General features: G+C 64.0%; 17 protein-coding genes and 2 pseudogenes. 10 read left to right on the forward strand and 9 right to left on the reverse strand.

Annotation, left to right across the window (positions count from 1 at the left end; translation table 11 throughout):
* Positions 1-22: 22 nt before the first annotated feature.
* The gene (locus U9J23_RS24540; protein ID WP_326603068.1) at positions 23-733 is read right to left on the reverse strand and encodes a hypothetical protein; all 711 of its coding nucleotides are present in this window, start codon (positions 731-733) and stop codon (positions 23-25) included.
* Positions 734-870: 137 nt separating this feature from the next.
* Here U9J23_RS24540 and U9J23_RS24545 point away from each other — a divergent pair, with 137 nt between their 5' ends.
* Entirely contained in the window at positions 871-1,119 is a 249-nt protein-coding gene (locus U9J23_RS24545) for an excalibur calcium-binding domain-containing protein (protein ID WP_106201765.1), read from the forward strand.
* 223 nt (positions 1,120-1,342) lie between these two features.
* Here U9J23_RS24545 and U9J23_RS24550 read toward each other — a convergent pair.
* Positions 1,343-2,601 (reverse strand): IS3 family transposase gene (locus U9J23_RS24550; protein ID WP_420892913.1). Its coding sequence is split into 2 segments (ribosomal slippage): positions 1,343-2,250 and positions 2,250-2,601, totalling 1,260 coding nucleotides; the frame shifts between segments, so codons are not numbered across the junction.
* 60 nt (positions 2,602-2,661) lie between these two features.
* A complete protein-coding gene (locus tag U9J23_RS24555; protein ID WP_326603071.1) occupies positions 2,662-3,147 on the reverse strand; it encodes an Ltp family lipoprotein in 486 nt (161 codons plus the stop codon).
* Here U9J23_RS24555 and U9J23_RS24560 point away from each other — a divergent pair.
* Positions 3,036-3,636, forward strand: a pseudogene (locus tag U9J23_RS24560) (transposase); the annotation flags it as partial. The gene U9J23_RS24555 and the pseudogene U9J23_RS24560 sit on opposite strands and share 112 nt — an antisense overlap.
* 292 nt (positions 3,637-3,928) lie before the next feature.
* On the opposite strand, the pseudogene U9J23_RS24565 reads toward U9J23_RS24560, so the two are convergent.
* Both U9J23_RS24565 and U9J23_RS24570 read right to left on the reverse strand, forming a co-directional pair.
* A pseudogene (locus U9J23_RS24565) lies at positions 3,929-4,077 on the reverse strand (integrase core domain-containing protein); the annotation flags it as partial.
* Between the two features lie 302 nt (positions 4,078-4,379).
* The gene (locus tag U9J23_RS24570) at positions 4,380-5,222 is read right to left on the reverse strand and encodes a LysR family transcriptional regulator (protein WP_106201766.1); all 843 of its coding nucleotides are present in this window, start codon (positions 5,220-5,222) and stop codon (positions 4,380-4,382) included.
* A gap of 117 nt (positions 5,223-5,339) precedes the next feature.
* On the opposite strand from U9J23_RS24570, the gene U9J23_RS24575 reads away from it, so the two are divergent.
* Together U9J23_RS24575 and U9J23_RS24580 are read left to right on the forward strand one after the other, a co-directional pair.
* The gene (locus U9J23_RS24575; RefSeq protein WP_272269659.1) at positions 5,340-6,536 is read left to right on the forward strand and encodes a YbfB/YjiJ family MFS transporter; all 1,197 of its coding nucleotides are present in this window, start codon (positions 5,340-5,342) and stop codon (positions 6,534-6,536) included.
* 12 nt (positions 6,537-6,548) lie between these two features.
* A complete protein-coding gene (locus U9J23_RS24580; RefSeq protein ID WP_106201768.1) occupies positions 6,549-7,571 on the forward strand; it encodes an NAD(P)H-dependent flavin oxidoreductase in 1,023 nt (340 codons plus the stop codon).
* 610 nt (positions 7,572-8,181) lie between these two features.
* Here U9J23_RS24580 and U9J23_RS24585 read toward each other — a convergent pair.
* Positions 8,182-8,967 (reverse strand): sulfite exporter TauE/SafE family protein, encoded by a 786-nt coding sequence (locus U9J23_RS24585; protein WP_226949934.1) that lies wholly within the window; start codon positions 8,965-8,967, stop codon positions 8,182-8,184.
* A gap of 85 nt (positions 8,968-9,052) precedes the next feature.
* On the opposite strand from U9J23_RS24585, the gene U9J23_RS24590 reads away from it, so the two are divergent.
* Positions 9,053-9,838: an AraC family transcriptional regulator gene (locus U9J23_RS24590; RefSeq protein WP_106201770.1), complete on the forward strand. Its 786-nt coding sequence runs from the start codon at positions 9,053-9,055 to the stop codon at positions 9,836-9,838.
* Between the two features lie 284 nt (positions 9,839-10,122).
* On the opposite strand, the gene U9J23_RS24595 is transcribed toward U9J23_RS24590, so the two are convergent.
* Positions 10,123-11,307, reverse strand: coding sequence for a PucR family transcriptional regulator (locus U9J23_RS24595; RefSeq protein ID WP_272269655.1), 1,185 nt, complete (start codon positions 11,305-11,307; stop codon positions 10,123-10,125).
* Between the two features lie 152 nt (positions 11,308-11,459).
* Between U9J23_RS24595 and U9J23_RS24600 the strand changes: the two genes are divergently transcribed.
* The 4 genes from U9J23_RS24600 to istB all read left to right on the forward strand — a co-directional run bounded on the left by U9J23_RS24600 (position 11,460) and on the right by istB (position 18,338).
* Positions 11,460-14,963, forward strand: coding sequence for an indolepyruvate ferredoxin oxidoreductase family protein (locus U9J23_RS24600; protein WP_106201772.1), 3,504 nt, complete (start codon positions 11,460-11,462; stop codon positions 14,961-14,963).
* 255 nt (positions 14,964-15,218) lie between these two features.
* Entirely contained in the window at positions 15,219-15,677 is a 459-nt protein-coding gene (locus U9J23_RS24605; protein WP_106201773.1) for a YciI family protein, read from the forward strand.
* A 376-nt stretch (positions 15,678-16,053) separates the two neighbouring features.
* Entirely contained in the window at positions 16,054-17,553 is a 1,500-nt protein-coding gene (gene istA / locus U9J23_RS24610) for an IS21 family transposase (RefSeq protein ID WP_272269652.1), read from the forward strand.
* Entirely contained in the window at positions 17,550-18,338 is a 789-nt protein-coding gene (istB, locus tag U9J23_RS24615; protein ID WP_272269650.1) for an IS21-like element helper ATPase IstB, read from the forward strand. Before istA ends, istB begins: the two co-directional genes overlap by 4 nt.
* 645 nt (positions 18,339-18,983) lie before the next feature.
* Here the strand turns inward: istB and U9J23_RS24620 are convergent.
* Positions 18,984-20,381 (reverse strand): FAD-binding oxidoreductase, encoded by a 1,398-nt coding sequence (locus U9J23_RS24620; protein ID WP_226949935.1) that lies wholly within the window; start codon positions 20,379-20,381, stop codon positions 18,984-18,986.
* The gene (locus U9J23_RS24625; RefSeq protein WP_272269646.1) at positions 20,378-22,651 is read right to left on the reverse strand and encodes a CoA transferase; all 2,274 of its coding nucleotides are present in this window, start codon (positions 22,649-22,651) and stop codon (positions 20,378-20,380) included. The genes U9J23_RS24620 and U9J23_RS24625 overlap by 4 nt, the downstream gene beginning before the upstream one ends.
* 348 nt (positions 22,652-22,999) lie before the next feature.
* Here U9J23_RS24625 and U9J23_RS24630 point away from each other — a divergent pair, with 348 nt between their 5' ends.
* Positions 23,000-24,478 (forward strand): aldehyde dehydrogenase, encoded by a 1,479-nt coding sequence (locus U9J23_RS24630; RefSeq protein WP_272269643.1) that lies wholly within the window; start codon positions 23,000-23,002, stop codon positions 24,476-24,478.
* Positions 24,479-24,509 lie beyond the last annotated feature (31 nt).

The following is a 24,509-nucleotide window of genomic DNA, read 5'->3' on the forward strand; positions in this document are numbered from 1 at the left end:
GTGTCAGAACCAGATCCACCGATTACCTGACAGTCCCCTCGGCGATGGCCCGTTCGGTCGGGGACGCGATCGCGTCCAGGAAGGACTCCTTGGTCCAGCTGTCCTTCTGGCGTACTGCTTGGGACTTGGCGTGGGCGATCTCCCCGCCGTAGGTGGACGGGACGAGGATCTCGATATTGCCGTGCCGGGCGTAGGCCAGCTGCAGTGCGGTGACACGGACGTCATCGCGGGTGATGCGGTTGAGGTACTCGACCAAGCGACGCAGATCGGCGTCGATCAAATCGACCGCCAGGCACAGGTGGATCCGGCCGTCCTCGAGGTTGCGGTCGAGCCGGTCGCGGGCGCCATCATCGAGCTCCGACAGATCCGGGCCACCCTGACGGGACCACTGCCGATGGAAGGCCTCGGGACCGGACTGCCAGATCGCGGCGGCATAGTCGAGGACCTGACCGATGACCATGCGGCGGCGGTCGGAGTTCGATGCCAGCTTGCATTCGACCATGATGATCTCCCCGGCCGGTCGACGATGCACACATCGGCCGGGCCGGCGGCAGTGGATAGCTCCCGCAGCGCCGGGGCGCTGTCGGGAACTCCGGGGACGTGCTCGGGTGCCCCGGGCGATGATGGCCTGCAGGTGGTCTTCGTTCGTATACGCCGTCATCTCCGGCGACGACCAACTGCCGCCGGTGCTGGTATCGCGGATCAACAGCGGCCTGTCACCGACTCCTGCCACACCGGCCTCCATCCTTGTGTCGATGCTCGGGTGGACCGTATCCGATCACCCTCCAGGTGCCCCGTGGTCCGTGTAACACCGCGCCTCCTTCCGGATATGTCATATTCGTCTGGTTCCACCGAACGAAAAGAGAGAACATGAAGGCACGCTTGGTTGTTGCCGGTCTTGCCACTGCGCTGATGACGATCGCGGCGCCCGCCGTCGCATCGGCCGGCCCGCTGTCGTGGATCGCATCCGGCTCCGGTTCCGGTTCGACCGGACTCGGCGGCCCCTCGTACGCGAACTGCACAGAGGCCCGCCAGGCCGGCGTGACTCCGATCTTCCGTGGCGAGCCGGGCTATGCAGCACACCTCGACGGCGACAACGACGGAATCGCCTGCGAATAGCAACATCAGAAACCGCGAGGAGCGCCCCACCTACCCGAGGTGGGGCGCTCTCGGCCACAGAGCACCTCTGCATCCGGCATTACCGATTCCATCCCGACGACTCGCGAGTGGTCGTGCGAGCAGGACTCATGCGGACGTGTCAGTACACTGCGTTGGCTCCGTACTGAGCCTGGGCAGTGGTGTAGCCGGGCCTTACCCCCAGCAAATGGACACGGGTGGTGGATTACACCGCGGATGCCAGCGTAGCGATGTAGAGGGTCTCGTAGGTGTTCGGGGACCGGTGTCCGCACCAGGAATGTCGTCGTCGGGTGTTGTAGCGGGTGACCCAACGGAACACCTGACGCCGGCACGTGGCTTCGTCCGACCAGACGTTCGCGTTCTGGAGGACTTCTCGTTTGAGGGCGGCGTTGAAGGATTCGGCGAGACTGTTGTCGGCGCTCGTGCCGACTTTACCCATCGACTGGGTGACGCCGAGGTCGGCGCAGAGGGAAGCGAAATCCTTCGAGGTGTATTGCGCGCCGTGATCGGAGTGAAAGATAGACCCGGACAATCCATTACGATCTCCATGAGCAGCAAGGAGAGCGTCGGCGACGAGGTCGGTGCGCATATGGTCGGCGATCGCCCAGCCGGCGAGTTTGCGGGAGTAGCAATCGATCACCGTCGCCAGATACAGGTTGGCACCGCCCTCGATCGGTAAATATGTAATGTCGCCGACGTAGATACAGTTCGGTGCAGGGGCGGTGAAGTCCCGCTCGAGCAGGTCGGGCACCTTCTGGTCCGCAGGTTCTGGGACGGTGGTCGTGACCCGTCGTCGACGGCGGTAGCCGACAATGCTGTTCTGACGCATCACCCGGGCCACCCGCTTGTGGTTGACCCTCTCGTTCACGGTGACGCCATCGTTGAGTTCTGCGGTGATCCTGGGTGCTCCGTAGGTGTTGTCCTCGGTATGGATCGCCCGGATTCGTTCGGCCAGCTGCGCGTCGGCCGCGGCGCGAGCGGTCCTGTCCGGCTCGGCGGATTTCCAGGCGTAGTAGGACGAACGCTCGAGCTCGACGAGCTCGCACAACCGCTTCACCTGATAGGTGTCGGAGTGGTCGGCGACGAACTGGAAGCGGGTCACCAGTTCGTCTCCCCGGCGAAATACTTGGCCGCCTTACGAAGGATTTCGCGTTCGGTGGTGAGCTTGGTTGCTTCCGCTCGTAGGGCGGCGTTCTCGGCTTCGAGACGGGCGAGTTTCTGCTCGACGGTCTCCGATTCGCTACCCGTGCCGGGGCTCGGGTTGTGGGGCCGTGCCGGAGTATGCACCCGGGTGCCGTCGACGTGGGTTTTGGTGCCGGTCCCGTACTGGTCGATCCAGCCTGTCAAGGTGCCGCGCACGACCCCGAGGTCAGCGGCGATACCTCGGATCGTCGCGCCCGGCGTGGACTCGTACAACTCGACCGCCTGGCGCCGGAACTCCTCCGAGTAGTTCTTTCGTGACATGACTGAAGATCATCTCGCTTCCCCAGCAGATGCTGGATTCAGCGTGTCCAAGAACCGGGGTCAAGGCCCGCCGTCGTACTCCAATTGCTCAATCAGCCCCCACAACGAGAACGACATCACCTCAAGGTATTGAGCGGCACTTCGTGCTGCCTGCCGGTTCCAGTCAACCTGCAGACCGTCGACCGCATACCTCGCATCCTCCGTGGAGAAACCGTCGTACTCCAGTTGGTCGATCAGTCCGCTACGGGAAAAGGCCATCACTTCGATGTACTGCTGGGCAGCCCGGACAGCGTTCCGTTGACCGGAGCTGACCTGCGACTGAACCCGGGTGGGCGCGACTGCGGGAGCGACCGCAACGGAGGGGGTCGATGCCGGCGCCAGGTACGTGCTGGATATCGGACTCTTTGTTGTGCTGGGCGAAGGACTGGCAACCACGCCTGTCGAAGCTGCTGTTGCGCCGCGGCATCGTCTACTACGGCGGCCAGGCGTGGTCCGGTGCGCACGATCGCTGGTTACGCACCGAGGCCGCACCCCAGCTGACCTCACCGGCGACACGGATGGCATTCGACGCCGACTACGACCACGTGCTCACCATGCAGGCCCGGCGCCGGCGACTCGATACGGCGATCGAGGAGATGGCCGCGGCCAGTGAATTCACCCCGGTGGTGCGCCGAATCTGTTGCCTGCGCGGAGTATCCACCTTGACCGGGTTCGGTCTGGCCGTAGAGATCGGAGACTGGAATCGGTTCACGGGCAACACTATCGGCTCGTTCGTCGGGTTGGTGCCCTCGGAGTATTCCTCGGGGTCGTCGCGGGCGCAGGGCTCGATCACCAAGACGGGCAATACTCATGCGCGGCGGCTGTTGGTGGAAGCGGCCTGGCATCACCGTGCCCGCGGTGACGAGGGGAACCGCCGGTTGCACGGGCGCTGGGTGGGATTTCTCGAACGCCGCAAACGACCCGTCGTCGCGAATGCGGCGATCGCCCGGGAGCTTGCGGGGGTGGTGCTGGTCGCTGGCGGTGATGGATTGTTGAAGCTGGCCTGATGGACTGCTTCGTCCCATAGGTTCGGTGGTGGCAGCGCGTGGATCGACCCGCGATACACCTATGAGCAGATCTTCCGGGGTCGACGCTCGATCCTAGAGATGCGGATGCGATCCAGCCGAAATCCCGTCCTGCGGTAGCCAACCCGCGTATATCAGTCTGACCGCACGTCGTATCGTCGACACGCTCACCACGCAGGACTCGAGGGCGAAGCAACGAGGCGCCGTCGGGGTCGCTCCCCGACGGCGCCTCACCTTGCCCTCTTGACAAACTTCTCTACATATCAGGTGTGATGTCCAGGAAGGTTGATCAGTCGACTGACCGGTGCCTTGCCTCCGAGCGCGGAGTGGGGCGGTGATGATTGTAGAAGTGCACCCATCCGGGAAGGGCCGCTCGACGCTCGACTTCTGAACCGTAGAACCGGGCGTAGGCCTGGAGACCGTGCCGCCAACAGCGACAGCACAGGACCACGCCGGCAGCGGCAAACGAACGCCGACACCTGCCCGTGCCGTGCCACGACACGGCGGAACGCCAACCGCGGCCAACCACGACAGTTCCACGCGCCGGTAGAGCACAGGGGCCCATCTGTGCCATGAACCGCCTTGTCCTTCGATACCGTGCCGGCCATGGGCACGACCCTGCACGCACCCCACCCCTGGCCGCACATCACCGCAGCTCTCCGCGGCCGAGGACCGCGCCGAATGGATCCGCGCCTGGTCGTCGAACGTAGGAGGTCACACTTGCGCGGTGGCCACGTCGACGAAACGGCGCACCAGGCCGCCCGCCCTGCGAGGTATCCACACAAGATCCAGGGGCACCAGGGGCGCGCCCGAAAGGGCGATGAAAACGACCCCGGCATGAGCATGCGTAGAACTCGCCGACAAAGGTGTCGCTCCCACACCCCTGTCCGCGGCGATGAGTGCGATCCACTCGTCGTACGTGTCGCACTCGACGATCTGACTGGGGCGACGCTCGAGAGACCACAGGCCCGGCCGGGTGTTTCCGCTGGTGGTGTTGATGATGACAGGGTACTGACCGAGCTCGTTCCAGGAGATCTGCTTCCGCCCGGCGAGCGGTGACCGGCTGCTTACGGCTGCGACGCGGGGTTCTTCGAACAATGTCACAGATGTCGAATTCGCGGCCGTAACAGGATGCCGGGCGAACGCGACGTCGACGTCGCGGCGTTCGAGGGCCGCGGCCAGGTCGTCGCGGCGCATCAGACGCGTGGCGGCACCGGTGGTTTCCTCGAACGCGGCGAGGACTTCGCCGGCCCATGGGTCCGGCAGTGCCCATGAGAACCCGATCCGTAGCTCGCGTTCACCCCGAGCCTCGGCGATGGTCAAGTCGAGGTCGCGCAGAAGCGTTTGGGCGCGGGCGTGGAAGGTACGGCCGACGTCGGTCAGCTCGACCGAACGGGAGGTGCGCTCGAGGAGCTTGGTGTCCAGGATCTGTTCGAGTTGCTGGATGGTACGGGTGAGAGCGGGCTGGGTGATGAGCAGTCGTCGGCTTGCCCCCGTGAAAGATCTGCTCTCCGCTACGGCGGTAAAGGCACGCAGGTGCCTCAACTCCACATCCATAACTGACAAGCATAGATCGTGCGCAATCGGCATTTCCCTAGCGAACTCTCCGTGCATAACGTCGCCAGGACAGCGCGCACGGACCTGGACTGGAACGGCGGACGGGAGAGTTGGGAAATGACGGGCAGCACGAGCATGGAATGGTTGATTGCGATGAGGGCGGCCGCCACGCTTGCTGCCGCGGTCGGTGTGGGCCGGTTCGTGTTCACGCCCATCCTGCCGCTGATGCAGACGCAGGCGGGAGTAACCCCACAGCTGGGGGCGACGATGGCCACCGCCAACTACCTCGGCTACCTCGTCGGCGCCGTTGCGGCGATACTCGTGCCTGTACTGGGACGGACCGCGTTGGCGATGCGGCTCAGCGCGGTCTCGGTCGTCGCGTCATTGGCGGCGATGCCGCTGGTCGCCTCTCCCGAAGCATGGATCGCGTTGCGGGGGATCGCCGGGGGCGGCGGCGCGATCATGTTCGTCGCGGCCGCCGGCACCGTGCTGAGCGGGATCTCCCCGCGCTCCCGCCACTTGGTCGGATGGGCGTATGGCGGCGTGGGAGCTGGTATCACTCTGTCCGGCGCGGCCGTGCTGCTGGTCGCTCTGATCGGCGACTGGCGGATCGCGTGGTGGGCGGCATCAGCACTCGCCGCCGCCCTGACGACGCTCGGCTGGAAGCTGATCAACCCGCAGCCCCCGGGCGTAACCGTCCCCCCGCCGAGGAAGATTCCTCGACCACACCGCTGGTTCGTGCCGCTCGTCATCGCGTACTTCCTCGAGGGTGTCGGCTACATCGTCGCAGGCACATTCCTCGTCGCCGCCGTCACCGCTGCGGTCCCGGGTCCTCTGGGAAAGGCGACGTGGATCGTCGTCGGGTTGGCAGCGATCCCGTCCTGCGTGCTGTGGGCCTGGCTGAGCGTGCGAGTGAGCCATCCGACGCTGCTGACAACCGCGCTCGGCTTGCAAGCCGCCGGCATGGTGCTCGCCGGTCTCGATCTGGGCGCCGTCGCGGCGATCGTGGCCGCATTGCTGTTCGGCGGCACCTTCATGGGGGTGACCACCCTCGCTCTGGACGCTGGCCGTCACCTGCAGGTCCCCGCCGCGGTCGCGATTCTCTCAGCCATGTACGCGATCGGTCAGACGATCGGCCCCGTCGCCGTCGCCCCGCTGCTCGCGGACGGTTTTCACACAGCGCTGTTCGCCGCCGGTGGTGTCGTTGCTTTCTCTGCCCTCGGAACAATCCTGTTGCGCATCCGCTACCCACATCCGCGCATCTCCCTGCCCTCTGCAGCGGTACCGAATCCCGAACCCGCCCTACAACGATGAAAGAAACCCTCTATGATCACTCCACTTCTGAACTCCCGATGGCCGATTGTCGCCGCACCCATGGCCGGAGGACCCTCGACGGTCGCCCTCGCGCGCACTGTCGCCTCCGCCGGCGGCTTCCCGTTCATCGCCGGTGGCTACAAGACGCCGAACACCCTGGCCGCAGAGATCGACGAGACCCGCACGTTCACAGTGGAGTTCGGGGTGAACCTGTTCGTCCCTTCGAAGGATCCGGTGAACGAGGCCGCATTCGTAGCCTATGCGGGGGAGCTGAAAACGGAGGCCGAGCAGTACGGCCTGGAGCTCGACCTTTCCCCGGTCACCGACGACGACTGGTGGGACGAGAAACTCGCACTGCTCACTGAGAACCCGGTCCCCGTGGTGTCACTGACCTTCGGACTGCCTCACCCGGACGACATCGCCGCGCTGCAGAAGGCAGGGAGCCGAGTGCTCGCCAGCGTCACCACCCCCGACGAAGCACGCCTTGCCCGAGAAGCCGGAGTGGACGGGCTCGTCGTGCAGGGACCTGACGCGGGTGGGCACAGCGCCACCTTCGACCCCTCCCGAGCCCTCGCTGCTGTCGACACTGCCACCCTCGTCCGGCAGGTGCTCGAGACAGTGCAACTGCCGGTGATCGCCGCCGGCGGGATCGACGGGCCCGATGCGGTGCGCCGGATGCTCGATGCCGGCGCACAGGCTGTCGCGGTCGGAACACTGCTGTTGCGCACCGACGAGGCCGGTACCTCCCTCACCCACAAGCAAGCGCTCGCCGACCCAGCGTTCACCGAAACCGTCCTGACTCGCGTGTTCACCGGCCGTCCGGCGCGGGCGTTGCGGAACGGATTCATCGACCGCCACCACCGGACCGACCTGAGCGCCTACCCGGCCGTGCACCACCTCACCCGGGCGCTGCGGCAAGCTGCAGGCGAAGCCGGCGACACCGACCGACTCCACCTGTGGGCCGGAACGGGTTGGCGCAACGCCACTACCGGCTCCGCCGCCGCCGTCATCCGCCACCTCACCGACAGAATCTGAAAATCGTCCCGTTCAAACGCTGTCGACGCGATACAAGCACACGGACAGATCCTCCTCACCGCTCGCGAGCATGGTGACTTGGCGGAGACGATCCCGAGGTATCTTGCCTGACGAGAACTTTTTCGAGTGCGATCTGTTCCGTGCCGGTGGCGGAACGCCGCACGCGATAGGTGGGTGCGACACAGTTGTCGGCCAGACTGCGAATAGAAATTCCCCTCCTGCCTTTGGAGACGCCACGGACGGCGCGGTGCACCGGCGAACACCTGCCGAAATCCGGAAGACGTACCGCCCGAGATCGCCTAGCAGGCTGTCGAATGCGAGGACGAACCATATGGCGGGAATCTGCGGCCGAGTGACGTGTTGCTCCGATTCCAGGCCGCCGGGCCCGCCCGACCACCTCGACATCGACCTCCTTTCCGAAGTCAGGTCCAAGTGGTTCGCCGCACGCCCCGCGGGTCGGCAGTCCCGAGCGGACCGGATGTGCGAGACAGTGCTCGACCGCATCGGGGCACGCACTCCTCACTGACGCGCACCTTGACTGTGCCCGTCGCTGCGTGGTTGCAGACGGAGACCGACTGACACCGACATGCCACCGCGCTGGCTCACGGTCTCAGACCAGCAGCATGGCGATAAGGCTCACGCTCAGCAACGTGACGTACGCATAGGCGTGGATTCGGTCGGGGACGTGTGGGACGAGTCTTCTGGTGACCACGATCGTGGGCAGTGAGGTGGACAGAAGCACACCAGCAGCTAGCATGTCGACATAGCCGATGGACCCCGACGCCACACGGTCACCGACGAGGGCGTAGACGAGTGTGCCGATCACCGCAACGGGCACGGTGAGCGGGTTGGCCAGCGCGGTCGCGGCCGCCATAGGTAGACCTCTCCGGCGCAGCAACGGAACGGTCATCACGCTCCCACCCACCCCCAGAAAGCTGGCGATCACCCCGATCCCGATTCCGATCCCCCCGGTCACGGCCACGCGTCCTCCGAGCGGACGGGGTGCACCGTCGGGGACAGCCAGAAATCCGGCACGCACGATGCTGTCGGTGATCGTCACAACGAGATAGACGATGAAAACGACGTGGATGAACGACTCGGTTACATGGACCGCAGCCGGCGCACCGACGAGTGCCCCTGCTGCTACGAAAATAACGAGCGGCCATAGATATCGACGATGGACACGCACCACGGTCCGCGCGGCGACCGTAGCGATCGCGGCGTTGACGATCATCACTGCAGTGGACGTTGCGACAGCAACATGCATGGCATCGGCGCGGTCGCCCGCGATCATGTAGATCACGGGGACGACGACAAACCCACCACCGAAGCCGAACAGTGCGGTGGTGATTCCGGTGAGAAGACCGAAGGCGAGAAGAGTGAGAACAGGCGTCACTGCTGTCACGATAAGCAGCCACGGGGCGGCGGGCATTCGCCAGCCTGCCACTTTCGTTCGAGAACCAGACAGTATCGTTGCAGGTGTGCGGAACGCCCAACTGGACAAGTACGACGCGCTCGATCGTGCTGTCTTGGCGATCGGTACCGACTACCCGTACGGCCGGATGCTCGCCCCTCACCGCCACCGCCGAGCTCAAGTCCTCTACGGAGTCGGCGGCGTAATGGACGTGACAACCCGGCACGGCACCTGGATCGTGCCGCCGCAGCGTGCCGTGCTCATCCCACCCGACACCGAGCACGCAGTGACGATGTGGGGAGTCTCGACTCAAAGCCTGTATATCGAACCCGCTGCTGCGCCCTGGTTTCCGACATCGTGCACGGTGTTTGACGTCTCTCCCCTGTTGCGCGAGCTGCTCGCCGCCGCCACGGAGTTGCCCATCGATCACGCTGTTCGAGGCCGGGACGCCACACTCATGACGCTGATGCTGTACGAGATCGCGCGTTCGACCTCACTACCACTGGAACTTCCCGTACCAGCGGACCCGGCACTGCGGACACAGTGCGAGATGTTCCTGCGCAACCCGGACATTCGTACCGCCCCACGATGGTGGGCTCAAGCACTCGATGTCAGCGAACGGACGGTACACCGTATGTTCCGGCACGAGATGTCGATGAGCGTCAGCCAATGGCAACGTCGAGCCTGCGTGCTGTATGCCATCCGGAGGCTGGTCGCCGGCGACTCCGTATCGACCGTCGCCGTCGACCTCGGTTACGCCACCCCATCGGCGTTTTCGACGATGTTCCACCGGGTCACCGGCTCAGCCCCCGCGTCATTCAGGTCAGGACGCCACACCCCCGGCACTAGATGAGTAGCGCGCCGACCCGCCGACCGCTGTCAGACATGTGCCCGCACGCAGTAGCTCGAAGGTGCAAGACGCACGCATACCGATCCCTGATCGAACCGGGCTGACGCAGAGAACACGATTCGGCCTGCGACCGCGATCGCAAGGCCGAACCAGATCACGGTTCCAGGAGGTGTACCCACCCGCCCGAGGGCCACTGACGTCTGCCCCACCTCGGTGAATGCCACGGCCCAATCGTCGATCGATGTCAGGTCGCCTGAGTCACACATGACGGCGAAGTATCGATTGCGCTAAAGCCACCTGGAATCGATCGTACTTCCTTCAACACCACTGGAGTTCGTCAATACGTCTGTGAGTGCGCACGCGACGACCGACTGCATGAGGCCCGGGAATGTTCGAGGGTCCAGACCCGTGAGATCGCGCCAGCGGCTGAGCCGATAGACCACTGTGTTGGTGTGCAGATGATTGGTACGCGCGCATCCCGTGATCGACATATCCGACTCCGAGAATGCAACGACCGTGTCGCGTAGAGATGGATGCGCGCCGGCAATTTCGGCGATGCGAAGAATCTCCTGATCAAGGAGGTCGGCTCGACTCATCACACAGTTGGTAACCCAATCTTCGCGGAATCTACTGACTGGACTGTGATGAGATGTCGCAGACAGGGCGAGCTGCGCTTGCCGCAAGGACCGTGACGCCCCGAGAACCCCATTGTGGTTGGATCCGACGCCGACCCTGAAGGCGGCGGTCGTGAGTGCGTCCACGATTTGGCCGATGCTCTGGTCGTCGGTCTGCGCCAAAAGGACACGTACGGAACCAACTCCACCGTGAACGATGATCGGTCCGTTCAGGAAGTGCAGGTCGGGTTCGGCGGTGTTCTGTGAATCCGGCCGGACCGTGGTGTAAGCCAACCCCACGAACGTTTGATCTACATCGAATCCGAGATATGCCGCCAATCGATGCGCCTCGGCGTCGAGTGTGCGCGCGTTGAGCAGATCGATCAATCGCTGGGACACTGCCATCTGCACGCGGTCACGCGCCCGGGTCTCGGAGCCATGTGCCAGGGCAAGGGTGGATGTCACAGCTTGCAGCGACTCCAGCATGAGTGACGCCAGTTCCGGCAACAGGGCCTGCGCTTCCCCCGGCGCTCCACTCAAGTTTCTCCACAGTTCGCGGTCCCCGACGTGATACGCCCTGATGACGACATCGAGCGCGATGCCCTGACGAGCACGACGTCGGGCCAAAGCTCGAGCCTCGTCGAGGTCGTCGTGGTTCCAGGCTCGTCTTTCACTGAACGCAACGAGTCTGCGCCTGAGTTGTTCGCGGACAGCTGCACGATGCTCGGGGTAAGGGACCAAGGCGAAGTCGGCGAGTTCGTTGCGAATCCGCGCGACAGCGTCATCAGTGATTGCCTCGAGTCGTTCGAGTGCAGAGTTGACGGCGTCGACGACCGGCCCCCAGGAAACGTGGCTCAAGAAGGTCCCCTTTGTGAGAATGTCACAAGCATAGCCGCTCCGGTCCGGCTTTCTTGGCTGAGTATTCGGTGGTTCGCTACCGCGAGACACGGGAGAATGTCACAAGGTATTCGAACACCCAGCCGTTGGGTCAGGTAAAGCAGGAGGCGGTTGTGCCTGAGTTGCACACGCGAGATTTCACCTTGAGTGACCGATACAACATGACGGATGGCGAGTTGTTCCTGACAGGCCTTCAGGCTCTTGTTCGTGTTCCGCTGGAGCAGAGCCGCAGAGATGCCCGAACGGGCATGCGGTCGGCGATCTTGATCAGTGGGTACGAAGGCTCACCGCTTGCCGGATACGATCTCGAGCTCAACCGGCAGCGTGAACTCCTGGACGAGCAGACCATCGTATTTCGACCGGGCGTCAACGAAGAGTTGGCCGTCAATGCTGTACAGGGTTCTCAACTGGCTTCTGTTTCGCCGAATTGCGAGTACGACGGCGTCGTGGGTGTTTGGTACGGCAAGGCGCCGGGACTGGACCGTGCAAGCGACGCTCTGCGTCACGCCAATCTCGGCGGGGCTGCACCGAACGGAGGTGCACTGGTTCTCGTCGGAGACGATTCGATTGCGAAGTCCTCGACCGTGCCGAGTAGCTCCGAGACAGCAATGGCAGAACTCGGCCTCCCGATCCTCGTGCCTTCGGATCCCCAGGAGGTCCTCGACTTCGGACTGCACGCGATCGCCATGTCACGATTCAGCGGCTTATGGGTCGGCATGAAGCTCGCCACCAATGTCGTCGACGGTGCGGCGACGGTGCGCGTCGACGACACCCGCGTCTCGGTGACCCTGCCCAGCCGGGTGATCGACGAAATCGAGTATTCGCACCAGGTTTCATCGGACTTTCTCCAGCCGAATCTGGCCAGGCTGGAGAAGAGCTTGATGTACGAGCGGGTCGAACTTGCCACCAGGTACGTTCGGACGAACGAGATCAACCGGAGCATCGGCGACGCCCAGGCGAAGCTCGGCGTGATCACCGCCGGCGCGTCCTTCCGCGACACCCTTCAAGCACTCGAGCGCATCGGAATCTCCGAGTCCGATCTCGGACAGTCCGGTATTCGCATCCTCAAGCTCGGCGCGATCAACCCGCTCGACCAGGACATGGTGCGCGAGTTCTGCGACGGCCTCGACGAGGCTGTGGTCATCGAGGAGAAACGGGCATTCGTCGAACTGGCCGTCAAGGACGCGCTCTACGGCGTTCTCGGAGCACCTCGTGTGGTCGGGAAACGGGACGAGAAGGCTCGCCCTCTGCTCCGTGCCGACTCGGACTTGCCGCCGGAACTCCTGGCAGAAAAGCTTGATCAACGCATCCGCGCCGTTATCCCTCAGAAGGTGACCGAACTCGGACTGAAGGACGCCTCCCGACGTCCGACGCGGCTGACGCTGCCCCTCCTCACCCGCACGCCCTACTTCTGCTCGGGCTGCCCCCACAACCGCTCCACCGTCGTACCCGAAGGATCGCTGGTCGGCGCCGGGATCGGATGCCACGCGCTCGCCAAGATGATGCCCGAGGACCGCGTAGGCGAAATCGTTGCTCTCAGCCAGATGGGGGGCGAGGGCGCAAGTTGGGTTGGTATGGCACCATTCGTCAGCAACAACCACATGTTCCAGAACCTCGGCGACGGCACCTTCCACCATTCCGGCAGCCTGGCTATCCGAGCCGCGGTTGCCGCGGGAGTGAACATCACATACAAGCTTCTCTACAACGACGCCGTGGCGATGACCGGTGGTCAGAGTGCCATCGGAAAGATGTCCGTACCTCAGATCGTCCAGGAGCTGTTGGCCGAGGGCGTCAGTCGCGTCGTCATCACCACCGATGATGTCAAGAAGTACCGCAAGCTCAGACTGCCTCGTTCAGTGAAGGTGCTCGACAGAGCGGAGCTGATCCCGATCCAGGAAGAGCTGGCCGCAACACCCGGAGTCACCGTGCTCATCCACGATCAGGAGTGCGCAACCGAATTGCGTCGCAAGCGAAAGCGGGGCCTCGTCGCAGATCCGTCGACTCGGGCGTTCATCAACGAGCGTCTGTGCGAAGGCTGTGGTGATTGCGGACAGAAGTCGAACTGCATGTCCGTGCAACCCGTGGAGACCGCATTCGGTCGGAAAACCAGAATCGATCAGGCGTCATGCAACAAGGACTATTCCTGCCTCGATGGCGATTGCCCCTCGTTCGTCGCTGTCGAGCCGGGTTCATCCTCTCGTAAAGCGAAAGGCGAGCAGGGCCTGCCCGCACTTCCGGATCCTGTACTGAAGATCAACCCTGAAGCCTTCAACGTGCGGATCACCGGTGTCGGCGGCACCGGTGTGGTCACGGTGGCGCAGATCCTCTCCACCGCCGGCGCACTCGCTGGACTGCATGTTCGTAGTCTCGATCAGCTGGGAATGGCACAGAAGGGTGGCGCAGTCGTCTCCGACTTGAAGTTCTCGACCCGTCCGATCTCCGGAACGAACAAACTCGCCGAGGGCGATTGCGATCTCTATCTCGGATGCGACCTGCTGGTCGCAGCAGACAAATCGAATCTGACAGTCTCCTCTTCCCAACGGACAGTCTCTGTGATCTCGACGGCGCAGGTGCCTACGGGATCGATGATCCTCCAGCCGGGTACGGCTTTTCCTTCGGTCGCATCGATCCGCGAATCGATCGACGCCACCAGCCGTGGGAACGAGTCGGTGTACGCAGACGCCCGGGAGATCGCCCACCGCGAGTTCGGGTCCGATCAGCTGGCCAACATGGTCCTGGTGGGCATGGCGGTACAGGCCGGTGCTCTGCCGATCCCGCTGGAATCTATCGAGAAGGCCATCGAACTCAACGGCGTCGCCATCGCCGCCAATCTCAGAGCCATCCGAGTCGGACGCATGCACGTCATCGAACCGACCGGCAGCGAGACAGCGATTTCATGGGCAGCCAACTCCCGAATATTCGGCAACGCCACACAATTGCGCGACGCACTGACCGGGCTCACCGGCATCACCGAGGAACTCAAAGATCGTGTCGGGTTCCTGGCGGCCGACCTCGCCGACTACCATGACGTGAAGTACGCCCTGTCGTACGTCGGTTTCGTCAGCGACACCGCCGCGCGTGAGGCTCGGGCGCTGGGAACAACGGGTCCGCTGACCGCCACTGCAGCAGAATCCATGTTCAAGCTGATGGCCTACAAGGACGAATACGAAACGGCGCGTCACTACCTGGATCCCGACTTCGATCGGGCGGTGCGCGAGCAGTTCGGAGATAATGCGACCTACCGGTACAAGCTCCACCCCCCAGTGCTCCGAGCGATGGGGCTGAAGAAGAAGCTCTCCTTGGGGGCGTGGTTCAAGCCGATGCTCCACGTCCTACGTCGTAGCCGCAGGCTGCGTGGAACGCGACTTGACCCGTTCGGCTACGCGCTGGTACGCAAGATCGAACGCGCGCTGATCGAGGAGTTCGCTGAGTTGACTGCCGAAGTGCTGTCTCTCGTCTCACCGGAATCTGCCGACCAGGTCGCGGCCATTCTGGCGATGCCTCAGGAGATCCGCGGCTATGAACACATCAAGCTGGACAGTGTCGCCGAGTACCACCGGAAGGTGAACCAAGCGAGGGACCTCTTGCTCGCCCCGGGCGGGACCGAGGTCGCCTGACCTGCACGGAGTCCCGCCCAGCAACAAGCACACGAACTCCGTCGCACGGCATCGGCCCTGGCATGGGGCCGCTCCGGTGGCTTGTTCGAGAGAGCGCCATCACGAACAAGCCACCTGACCTGCGGGTCGTGGGTGCGGCGCGGAGATGTCATCGCCTGAAAGGATGCCGATTGCATTGCCGCGCCCGCCTGGTACCGCACCTGTACTTCAGAACACTTCACCAGTTTCACATGCACTCGTCATACAGACTGCCCAGTGGTCAAGACCAGCTTGATGACCACACTCCAGCCGGCGCGCCTATCGTCGATCGACCCCATCGAAGGCGCCCTCGAATCCAGGAGAAAAATGACCCTGTACCTGGTCACGTATGTCCACCCCGACCCCGTCGGTTGGGAGCACTACTTGAAGCCCCACCTCGAATGGATCGCACAGCAGGTGGAGGCAGGAACCTTGCTCGCATCCGGCCCGACCACGGTTGCTGAGCTCGAGACCCGCAGCGCTGCACTACTTTTTCAGTGTGAAGACGAGGACACACTGCACCGAACCCTCGATTCCGACCCCTATCTGGTACACGGCCAGGTATCGAATATGACCTGTCAGGCCTGGGACCCGATCTTCGGAGTCTTGAACGAGAGGTCCAGCCGGGCAGGAAGGTCGACCGAGCGGACCGTTTCCGAGGTGCTCGCGATGTTCGGCCCGCACACCATCACGTGATGGAGTCCACCGCGGAAACACGTTCAACACGCTCCCGAGTCGACTCCCGACAACAACCACGCGAGCGAAAACCTCTGCTGCGCACAGTTCAATACCGAGACAGGTCACGAGATCGAACCTTCAGTACCCGGCGCGGCATGCTGCTACGGGAACTCTATGGGGGTATTCCGATCTCGTGACCCGCACGGTTTCGCATGGGCACCGCAGATGTCCCTGGCCATGAGAAAGTCCCCACTGGTGGCCGAGTAACGGTCCCCACCGGTGGCCAGATGAAAGTCCCCGCCTCGTGTTCGTCGTGATTCCCACCGGAACGCCAGGCCTGAGCGGTGAAGGTGAAGGTGCCACCCAGTCACCTGTCACCGCCCAGGGAGTTCCATTGAAGTCTGCGAAGGACCGCATGGACATCATTTCCGCCTATCGCGAGGTCGGCACCTACCGAGGCGCCGCCGAGATGTGCGGCACCACCCACAAAACCGTCCGCCGTGTCATCGAACGATTCGAAGCCGGCGACACCCCACCCCCACGGCAACCTCGCCCCCGCAACTACGACACCGTCGTCCAGATCGTGGCAGAACGCATCGCCTCGTCCCGAGGCAGAATCTCCGCCAAACGCCTGCTCCCCATCGCGGTAGCCGCCGGATACACCGGCTCGGACCGCAACTTCCGCCGCCTCGTCGCCGACGAGAAAGCCAAGTGGCGCAAAAACAATCACCGCGGCCGACGCCCCGCCGTATGGACACCGGGTGAATACCTGGTCATCGACTGGGCCACCCTCGGCGCCGGTCTGCACCTGTTCTGCGCGGTGCTGGCGTATTCACGGTGGCGGTTCGTCGCCTTCGCCACCGACGAACGCGCCGCCACCACCTTGACGCTGATCGCCGAGGCCCTCGCCGCGATCGGCGGGGTGCCCACCAAGGTCCTGGCAGACCGGATGGCCTGCCTCAAAGGCGCAGTCGTGGCGAACGTGGTGGTCCCGACCCCGGACTACGTGCGGATGGCCACCCACTACGGGTTCCGCCCCGACTTCTGCCACGCCGCCGACCCCGAATCGAAGGGCGTCGTCGAACACCTCGTCGGCTACGCCCAACGCGACCTGGTCGTCCCGCTGCTCACCGACGCCGACCTGTCCGGCCGACCGGTGGACCTGGCCGCCGCGAACGCCGCAGCCCACACCTGGTGCATCGAGGTCAACACCCGGGTGCACACCGAGATCGCCGCGGTCCCCGCCCAGCGTCTGCGCGAGGAACAGACCGTGCTCGGGCCGCTGCCGTCGCTGCGACTGCAGATCGGTCCGCCACCGGTGACCCGCAAGGTCGACAAGCTCTCCTGCATCCGCTTCGGCTCGGCCCGCTATTCGGTACCGACCCGCCTGATCGGGGCCACCGTCACCGTCACCGCCGACGAGGGGCGACTGCTGATCGCCGACCCGGCCACCGGTCAGGTCGCTGCCGATCACGCGCTCACCGCTCCGGGCACCGCCTCGATCCTCGACGAGCACTACCCGACCCCGCGACAGGCCCCCAGTCGCGGGCCGCGACCGAAAACCGACGTCGAGAAACGATTCTGCGCACTCGGAACGGTCGCCGAACAGTTCCTCGTCGGTGCCGCCGCGGCCGCCAACACCCGCCTGCCCGCCGAACTCGCGGTGCTCCTGGACCTGCAGGCCGCGCACGGCACCGATGCCCTGCTCGCCGCCCTGACCCGGGCGGTGGCGTTCCGGCGGTTCCGCGCCGACGACGTCCGTTCCATCCTCGACGCCGGCGCCGGGGTTCCCCAACCCCGCCCCGGCGGTGAGGCGCTGGTGCTGGACCTGCCGACCGCCCCGACCCGATCCCTCGACGCCTACGCCGTCACCCGAGAGGAGACCGCACGATGAGCAGTTCGAGCACCGCCGTTCCGCCGGCGGCCGCGGCGTTGCCCGCCGACCTCGACGCCGGTCTGCGCCGACTCAAACTCGCCACCGTCCGCCGCACCGCCGCCGAGGTCCTGCAGACCGCCAAAACCCAACGCTGGACCCCGGAAGAAGTGCTGCGCACCCTGATCGAAGCGGAGTTGGCCGCCCGGGACGCCTCCAACATAGCCGCCCGACTCAAAGCGGCCGCATTCCCCGTCGCCAAGACCCTCGACAATTTCATCGTCGCCGAGTCCTCCATCCCACAAGCCACATTCGACTACCTGACCGGTTTGGAATGGGTTCGTGCCCACGCCAATCTGGCGTTGGTCGGCCCACCGGGTACCGGGAAATCCCACACCCTGATCGGGTTGGGGATCGCGGCCGTGCACGCCGGGCACAAGGTCCGCTATTTCACCGCCGCCGACCTCGTCGAAGCCCTCTACCGCGGACTGGCCGACAACACCGTCGGCAAGACCATCGACACGCTGTTGCGGGCAGATCTGATCATCGTCGACGAGGTCGGGTTCGCGCCGCTGGACGACACCGGCACCCAGTTGCTGTTCCGGCTCGTCGCCGGCGCTTACGAACGCCGTTCGCTGGCGGTCGCCTCGCACTGGCCGTTCGAGCAGTGGGGCCGGTTCCTGCCCGAACACACCACCGCCGCCGGCATCCTCGACCGGCTCTTGCACCACGCCACAGTCGTACTCACCGACGGTGAGTCCTACCGGATGCGCCAAGCCCGACACGAACGAGGTGAACGCCCCTGACCCCAACCCCGAACACCCACGAGGCGGCGACTTTCACCTGGCCAGGAGCGGGGACATCACGATGGCCGTTGACAGCAGATGGTGTGAACGTTCGCCTACGAAGCCGTTCACAGACGTCCAAGTCTCGACCGGAGCGCTACTCCTGCACAGTGATGGTTGCATCAGCATCACGGGACATCGTGCCTCGTAACCGATTACCATCCGACCCTCACCGGGAGGTCGATCGCGCGATGAACCCGCCTCGGACGGACGTAAGAGCCGTCCGTCCCCGATCAACCGCAACATTGTGGTGGCATCGCGGACCGATACCGAGCTACTGCGTCGTGCCGTAGCTCACCGCCGAATTCGTTTCCTGACACAGGATTCGGGAACACCGATGCTACGCCCGCGATCGCACTGCCAGGTTCGCGACCGCAATGGACGCAGTGCACTTCCCCACAGTTGGCCCCCACCGACGAACCCGACCCCCACCGATCCGAATTCAGCGACAACGCGCACTCATCGAAATCCGGTCGAATCCTGTCAAGGTCGCGGCACATCGAGGCGGTCATTGCGGGGCCGGCGACCAGAAACGCAACCCGCCCTGCACATGACGGCGGTATCGACAGCTTCCCCGGTGACTTCGCCCGATCGATACACACGGGGCTACGGTGTGAAAATTTTCCCTGGATTGAGAATCCCCAGTGGGTCCAAGGCCCTCTTCACAGCACGATGCAGCTCCATCACGTGTCCAGAGAGTTCCTGCGTCAGGCCTGCTTTCTTCAGCACGCCGACTCCATGTTCCCCGGTGATCGTGCCCCCCAGTTCCAATGCCTCGGCGATGATGTCGGCGAAGGCAGCTTCAGCGCGCACGCGCCCTTCATCGTCGCCGTGCCGCACCAACAACATCGGATGCAGATTGCCATCCCCCGCGTGCGCAACGTTCGCGATCACTGTCTCGTGCCGGTGCGCGATCGCCTCGATCCGGGCCAGCATGTCCGGAAGGGCCGTCTTGGGTACACACACGTCCTCGGTCATCACGTGCCCCAAACGTTCCATTGCAGGATAGGCGAGCCGGCGCGCTTCGAACAGCGACTCCGCCTCCTCTGGATCGGTCGACACGGCCGCCCAAGACGCACCCGCCTGTTCGAAGCACGCTTGTATCGCCGCCGCCTCGTCGTCGCCTATCGACCCTGGAGTATCTGTCCGGCTCAACAGAACTGTGTCCGCCTCCGCAGAAACGCCCATCTTCTTCCACTCATCGACCGCCACCAAGCACTGACGGTCGATCAGTTCCAGAGCAGATGGCGTCAAGCCCGCAGCGGCTACAGCACGGACGGCACGGCCGGCAGCGACGAGCGAGTCGAAGTAGCCAGCGACCGTTCGGGAGGGAGCCGGGGTAGGCAGCAATCTCACCGTCACCTCGGTGATGATGCCGAGCGTCCCCTCGGACCCCACCAGCAATCCGACCAGATCGTACCCTGCGACCCCCTTACTGGTTCGACGGCCGAGTTCCACCAATTCCCCGGTACCCGTAACTACCCTGAGCGCAAGAACGTAGTCCTTGGTCACCCCGTATTTGACGCAACAGATTCCACCTGCGTTCGTAGCGACGTTGCCTCCGATGTTCGACCACGCCGCACTCGACGGGTCGGGTGGGTACCACAAACCGTGCTCGCGGCACGCCTCACGCAGGTCGTTGTTGACGACGCCAGGGCCAACGACCGCCAATCGTTCGGCAACATTGATCTCTTTGATTTCGTCGAGTCGGTCCAGCACCAGCACGATGCACCCCGCCGTCGCGTTGGCTCCGCCGGACAAACCCGTGCCACCACCACGAGGCACGATAGGTACCCCGCGCTCCACACAGACTTTCACCGTCTGCTGAACTTCGGCTTCGGTGCGTGGTCGCACCACCGCCAGCGGAGTGGCGAAAGGAGCCCACTGTGCCTCGTCGCGCGCATAGGAGCGCATAACATCGTCATCGACGATGATGCGGTCGGACGGTAGCACAGCGGCCAGCGCGTCCCGGACTGCCAGGTCAAACGCACTTGTCACGCTCACCGGACCACCCCCGTCGGCACGGTTCGGACGTCGCCGTCGGCGATCGACACTGGTGGCGGAGGAACCGAACAGGTGTAGTTCGAAAATTCCCACGGCGGAACTCCCACGAACAGATACCCGTGCTCCGCATCGCCCGTCGAGGTGATCAAACTGGTGTCGCCGACCTGCGCCCGACCGAGGTTCTCTGCGTCGCGGGTGAATTGCGCTGCAGGCACACCCGCCTTGTGGAAGGCCAGCACCCACGCGCGCGTCGGTAGTTGGCAGGTTGATGCTTCGATCCACTGCCGCAACACTCCGCGGTTGGAACAGCGGGCTGCGTTGGTACCGACGTCGACGGTCAGCGGCGCGGTTTGGTACCGCGCGACGACGGATTCGAACGCCTGCCACTCGTGGTCGTTGCGCGCCTCGACTGCAACCCAACCATCCTTGGTCCGAAAGGCACCTGCCGGCGCATACTCTGCTCGTTCACTGAGGTCATCCGGTTCGTCGACACCGAGATGCGCCGACACCAGCACCACTTGCTCGGCAAAGATTGCGGTACCGAGCATGGTGTTGGTGATTCGGGACCCCTGCCCGGTCCGTTGGGTGTGCAACAGCCCTGCAAGCATGCCCAGCGTGTTCATCGTCGAGGTGAGCAGATCCAGAAAACCGTTGTATCGCAGAACCTCGGGAGTTCCATCACGCCCGTTTGCCGCAGCAAACCCGCTGAGAGCCTGGATGTGGCCGTCGGTTGCGCGGCGGCCAGCGAGCGGGCCCTCGACGCCGTAACCGGTTGAGCTGAACGTGACGATCCGCGGATTCAGTTGCAGAATCTCGTCCGGATCGAGTCCCAGCCGCTGCATCACACCGGGGCGGAAGTTCTCGGTGATGACGTCGGACTCCGAGATCGCTCGCTTCAGGGCTTCGATTCCGTCTTCGGTCTTGAGGTCGAGAACTTGAACACGTTTACCGAGATTCAGTGCGGTGTAGGTGGTTCGGCGGCCATTCTGATCGGGTTCGACCTGTTGAATCATGTCGCCGGCCGGTGACTCGACCTTGACCACGTCGGCTCCCAGGTACGCCAGGAGCGTAGCGCTCCACGGCCCGACCCCGGCGATGCCGAGGTCGAGGACCTTCACTCCCGCGAGCGGGCCTGCAGCACGGTCGTGGTTGATCGGCGTACTTGCCGGCGTGTCCGCCTCGCGTGGATGCCCCGGGTTGCCGAGGGGAAGAGGTGTCGCAGTGTCGCTGCGAAGAGGCAATCGGACAAGGGGTGCCACTGAGCCGAGGGGAGTTCGGAAGGGCTGCAGGCATTGCACTTGGGGGTCATCGGGCACCCGTCCCAACTGTGTGTACGGCACCGAGATCCCTCGCGCTCGCTGGACTGCAACACCGACGTCATGGGCGCTTCTGTTCTCGATCGCCCGATTGATTGCGCTCCGGAATCGAATGGCGTCGTCACCGAATCCCGCGATGTCGGAGGGGGTGAGACCGGACATGTCGATGTCGAGGGCGAGGTCAGCGGCGAGGCGCTTGTAGTCCGCCATGGTGACCGCACCCAGATCGAACGAGATCGGTCCGTCTGCTGCCTGATACGGCTCCTGTACCGGTCCTGTTTCGGCGTTGCAGTGGAATCCGACCCATGCGTCCGGATCATGTTGAGCAGCCCAGGTCAGAGATTTGATGGCCGCGACCGAGCGTGCTGCGGAGACGTCGATGTGGGAAGACACCCCAGTTCGTTCGCGAGCGAACAACGCCGCCAGCACTGCCTGTGCGGTGAACGTCGCAGCCGCAACAGTGGCAACATCTGCGCGTACTGTGCGTGGCGATTCGTGGAGCGAGCCCAGGTATCCACAGAGACCGGTGGTCGCTTGGATTCCGGTTTCTCCCAGACGGGTGTCGTTGCCAGGGACATTGTCATGGATGTCGCACCGGACGATGTCGTCCAGGTTGTGCAGCCACTCCAGCTCGGCGCGATCGCGATGAGAGTCCGGGTGGTCGATGACTGCATCAGCTCGCTCCACCGCAGTTCGTACCGCAGTTCGATACTCTGCGTCCGTGCTCGGCACGACGACCGTCTTGCCCGCTGAGCACTGGCGATACGCGAGAGATTGGTCGCCTACCCGCGGCTCGAATCGGCGTAGCCAGTCACCCTGGGGCGGCTCGATTTTCACCACCGCCGCTCCGAGTTCGGCCAGCATGCTGCCGCACAACGAGCTGATCAGCCCCTCCCCGAGCTCAACGATCTCGAGCCCTTCCAACAGACGATTGTCACCGTGTAGTTCCTTCACCCTGGGTCGTCCTTCCATCGGCGGCGTCCACGGCAGGACGGCGTGTGCGTGGGCGGCATGCCCTGACTGTCGCGGCCAGCCCGACATCACCTCCTGCTAGGTGTGTCGTCAGTCACTGACCACTGATAGAATCATATAGAATTTGAGTTGCGCAACAAGAACCTCGGCTGAGGGTCGACCCACGATCGCCGGTCCGGACCGAGGACATGTTCGTCTATTTTCGCATTTAACGTAGCTGTTTCGGTGAATCGTGATCATGCGGGCGCAGGATCTCAACGAAGACAGTCCCTGTCGTTGGACCATTTTTATATACAATCGACCAGTCGAGACACACAACCAGGAGGCATCATGTCCCTCGCATCCGATCGTGCGGCCGAGACGGACCGCGCAGCATTCTTCATCGACGGCCGGTGGGCGACACCTTCGTCCACCCGCACACATATCGCAATCGAAGCCGCCACAGGAGAGGTGCTGGGTTCCGCCCGGCTCGGCGCCGAGTCCGATATCGATGCCGCAGTCGCGGCCGCCAGGACCGCTCTCGACCAGGGACCCTGGGGAAAGACCACCGCCGTCGAACGAGCAGCCGCGATGACGCGATTCGCCGATGCGCTCGAGGCGCGCGCGACCGAGATCAGCACCCTCGTCAGCCGCGAAAACGGCATGCCCATCGGACTGTCCAATGCCTTCAATGGCGTGGCGCCGGCGGCGCTACTCCGTATGTACGCCGGTTGGATCACCGACTTCCCGCTCGAAGAGACCCGAGCCAGTGCCTTGGGATCGACGATCGTTCGTCGTGAACCTGTTGGTGTGGTTGCCGCGATCACTCCCTGGAACTACCCACAGATTCTCGCAATGACGAAGATCGCGCCTGCCCTTGCTGCAGGGTGCACCGTGGTTCTCAAGCCTGCCCCCGAGACGGCATTGGATTCCTACATTCTGGCCGATGCGGCCCTCGAAGCGGGTCTTCCTGCAGGTGTGCTGAACATCGTGCTCGCGGACCGCGAAGTCGGCAGTTACCTGGTATCGCACCCGGGCGTCGACAAGGTCGCCTTCACCGGTTCCACCGCGGCCGGGCGATCGATCGGCGCGGAGTGTGGCCGGCTGATTCGCAGAGTGACCCTTGAACTGGGTGGCAAATCTGCGTCAATCGTCCTCGACGACGCCGACCTGGACACGTTTGTGCAGGGACTCGACAGCGCCTCATTGATGAACAACAGCCAGACGTGCACAACCCAGTCCCGAATCCTCGCCCCCCGATCCCGCTACGACGAGGTGGTCGACGCCGTCGCGAGCTACGCCTCGGCAATGACGGTCGGAAACCCCCTCGATCCCACGGTGACGTGCGGACCGATGGCCAGCGAATCGCAGCTGGCCCGCGTCAAGCACTTCATCGATGTCGGAGTGGCCAGCGGTGCCCGGCTCGTCACGGGCGGTGGATCTCCCCGCGGAGCCGACCGCGGGTGGTTCGTGGAACCCACCGTATTCGCCGATGTCAAGAATTCCGATGAACTGGCACGCGAGGAGGTTTTCGGTCCGGTCCTCGCGGTAATTCCGTACGACGGCGACGACGATGCCGTGAAGATCGCAAACGACAGCAATTACGGTCTGGCCGGCTCGGTGTGGACGGCAGACGAAAGCCGCGGACTGGACATCGCCCGACGTGTGCGCACCGGGACAATCGGAATCAACTACTACAACCTCGATCTGGGCGCCCCGTTCGGCGGGATGAAGGACAGCGGAATCGGGCGGGAGCTCGGACCGGAAGCTCTGTCCAACTACCTCGAGTACAAATCGATCTTCGCCAGTTCGGCAATGATCGACGAATGACCGAACGTCCAGCCAAAAGGATCGACCACGA

This window comes from Rhodococcus sp. PD04, assembly GCF_035918275.1.
In the GTDB taxonomy this organism is placed as follows: Bacteria; Actinomycetota; Actinomycetes; order Mycobacteriales; family Mycobacteriaceae; genus Rhodococcus; species Rhodococcus rhodochrous.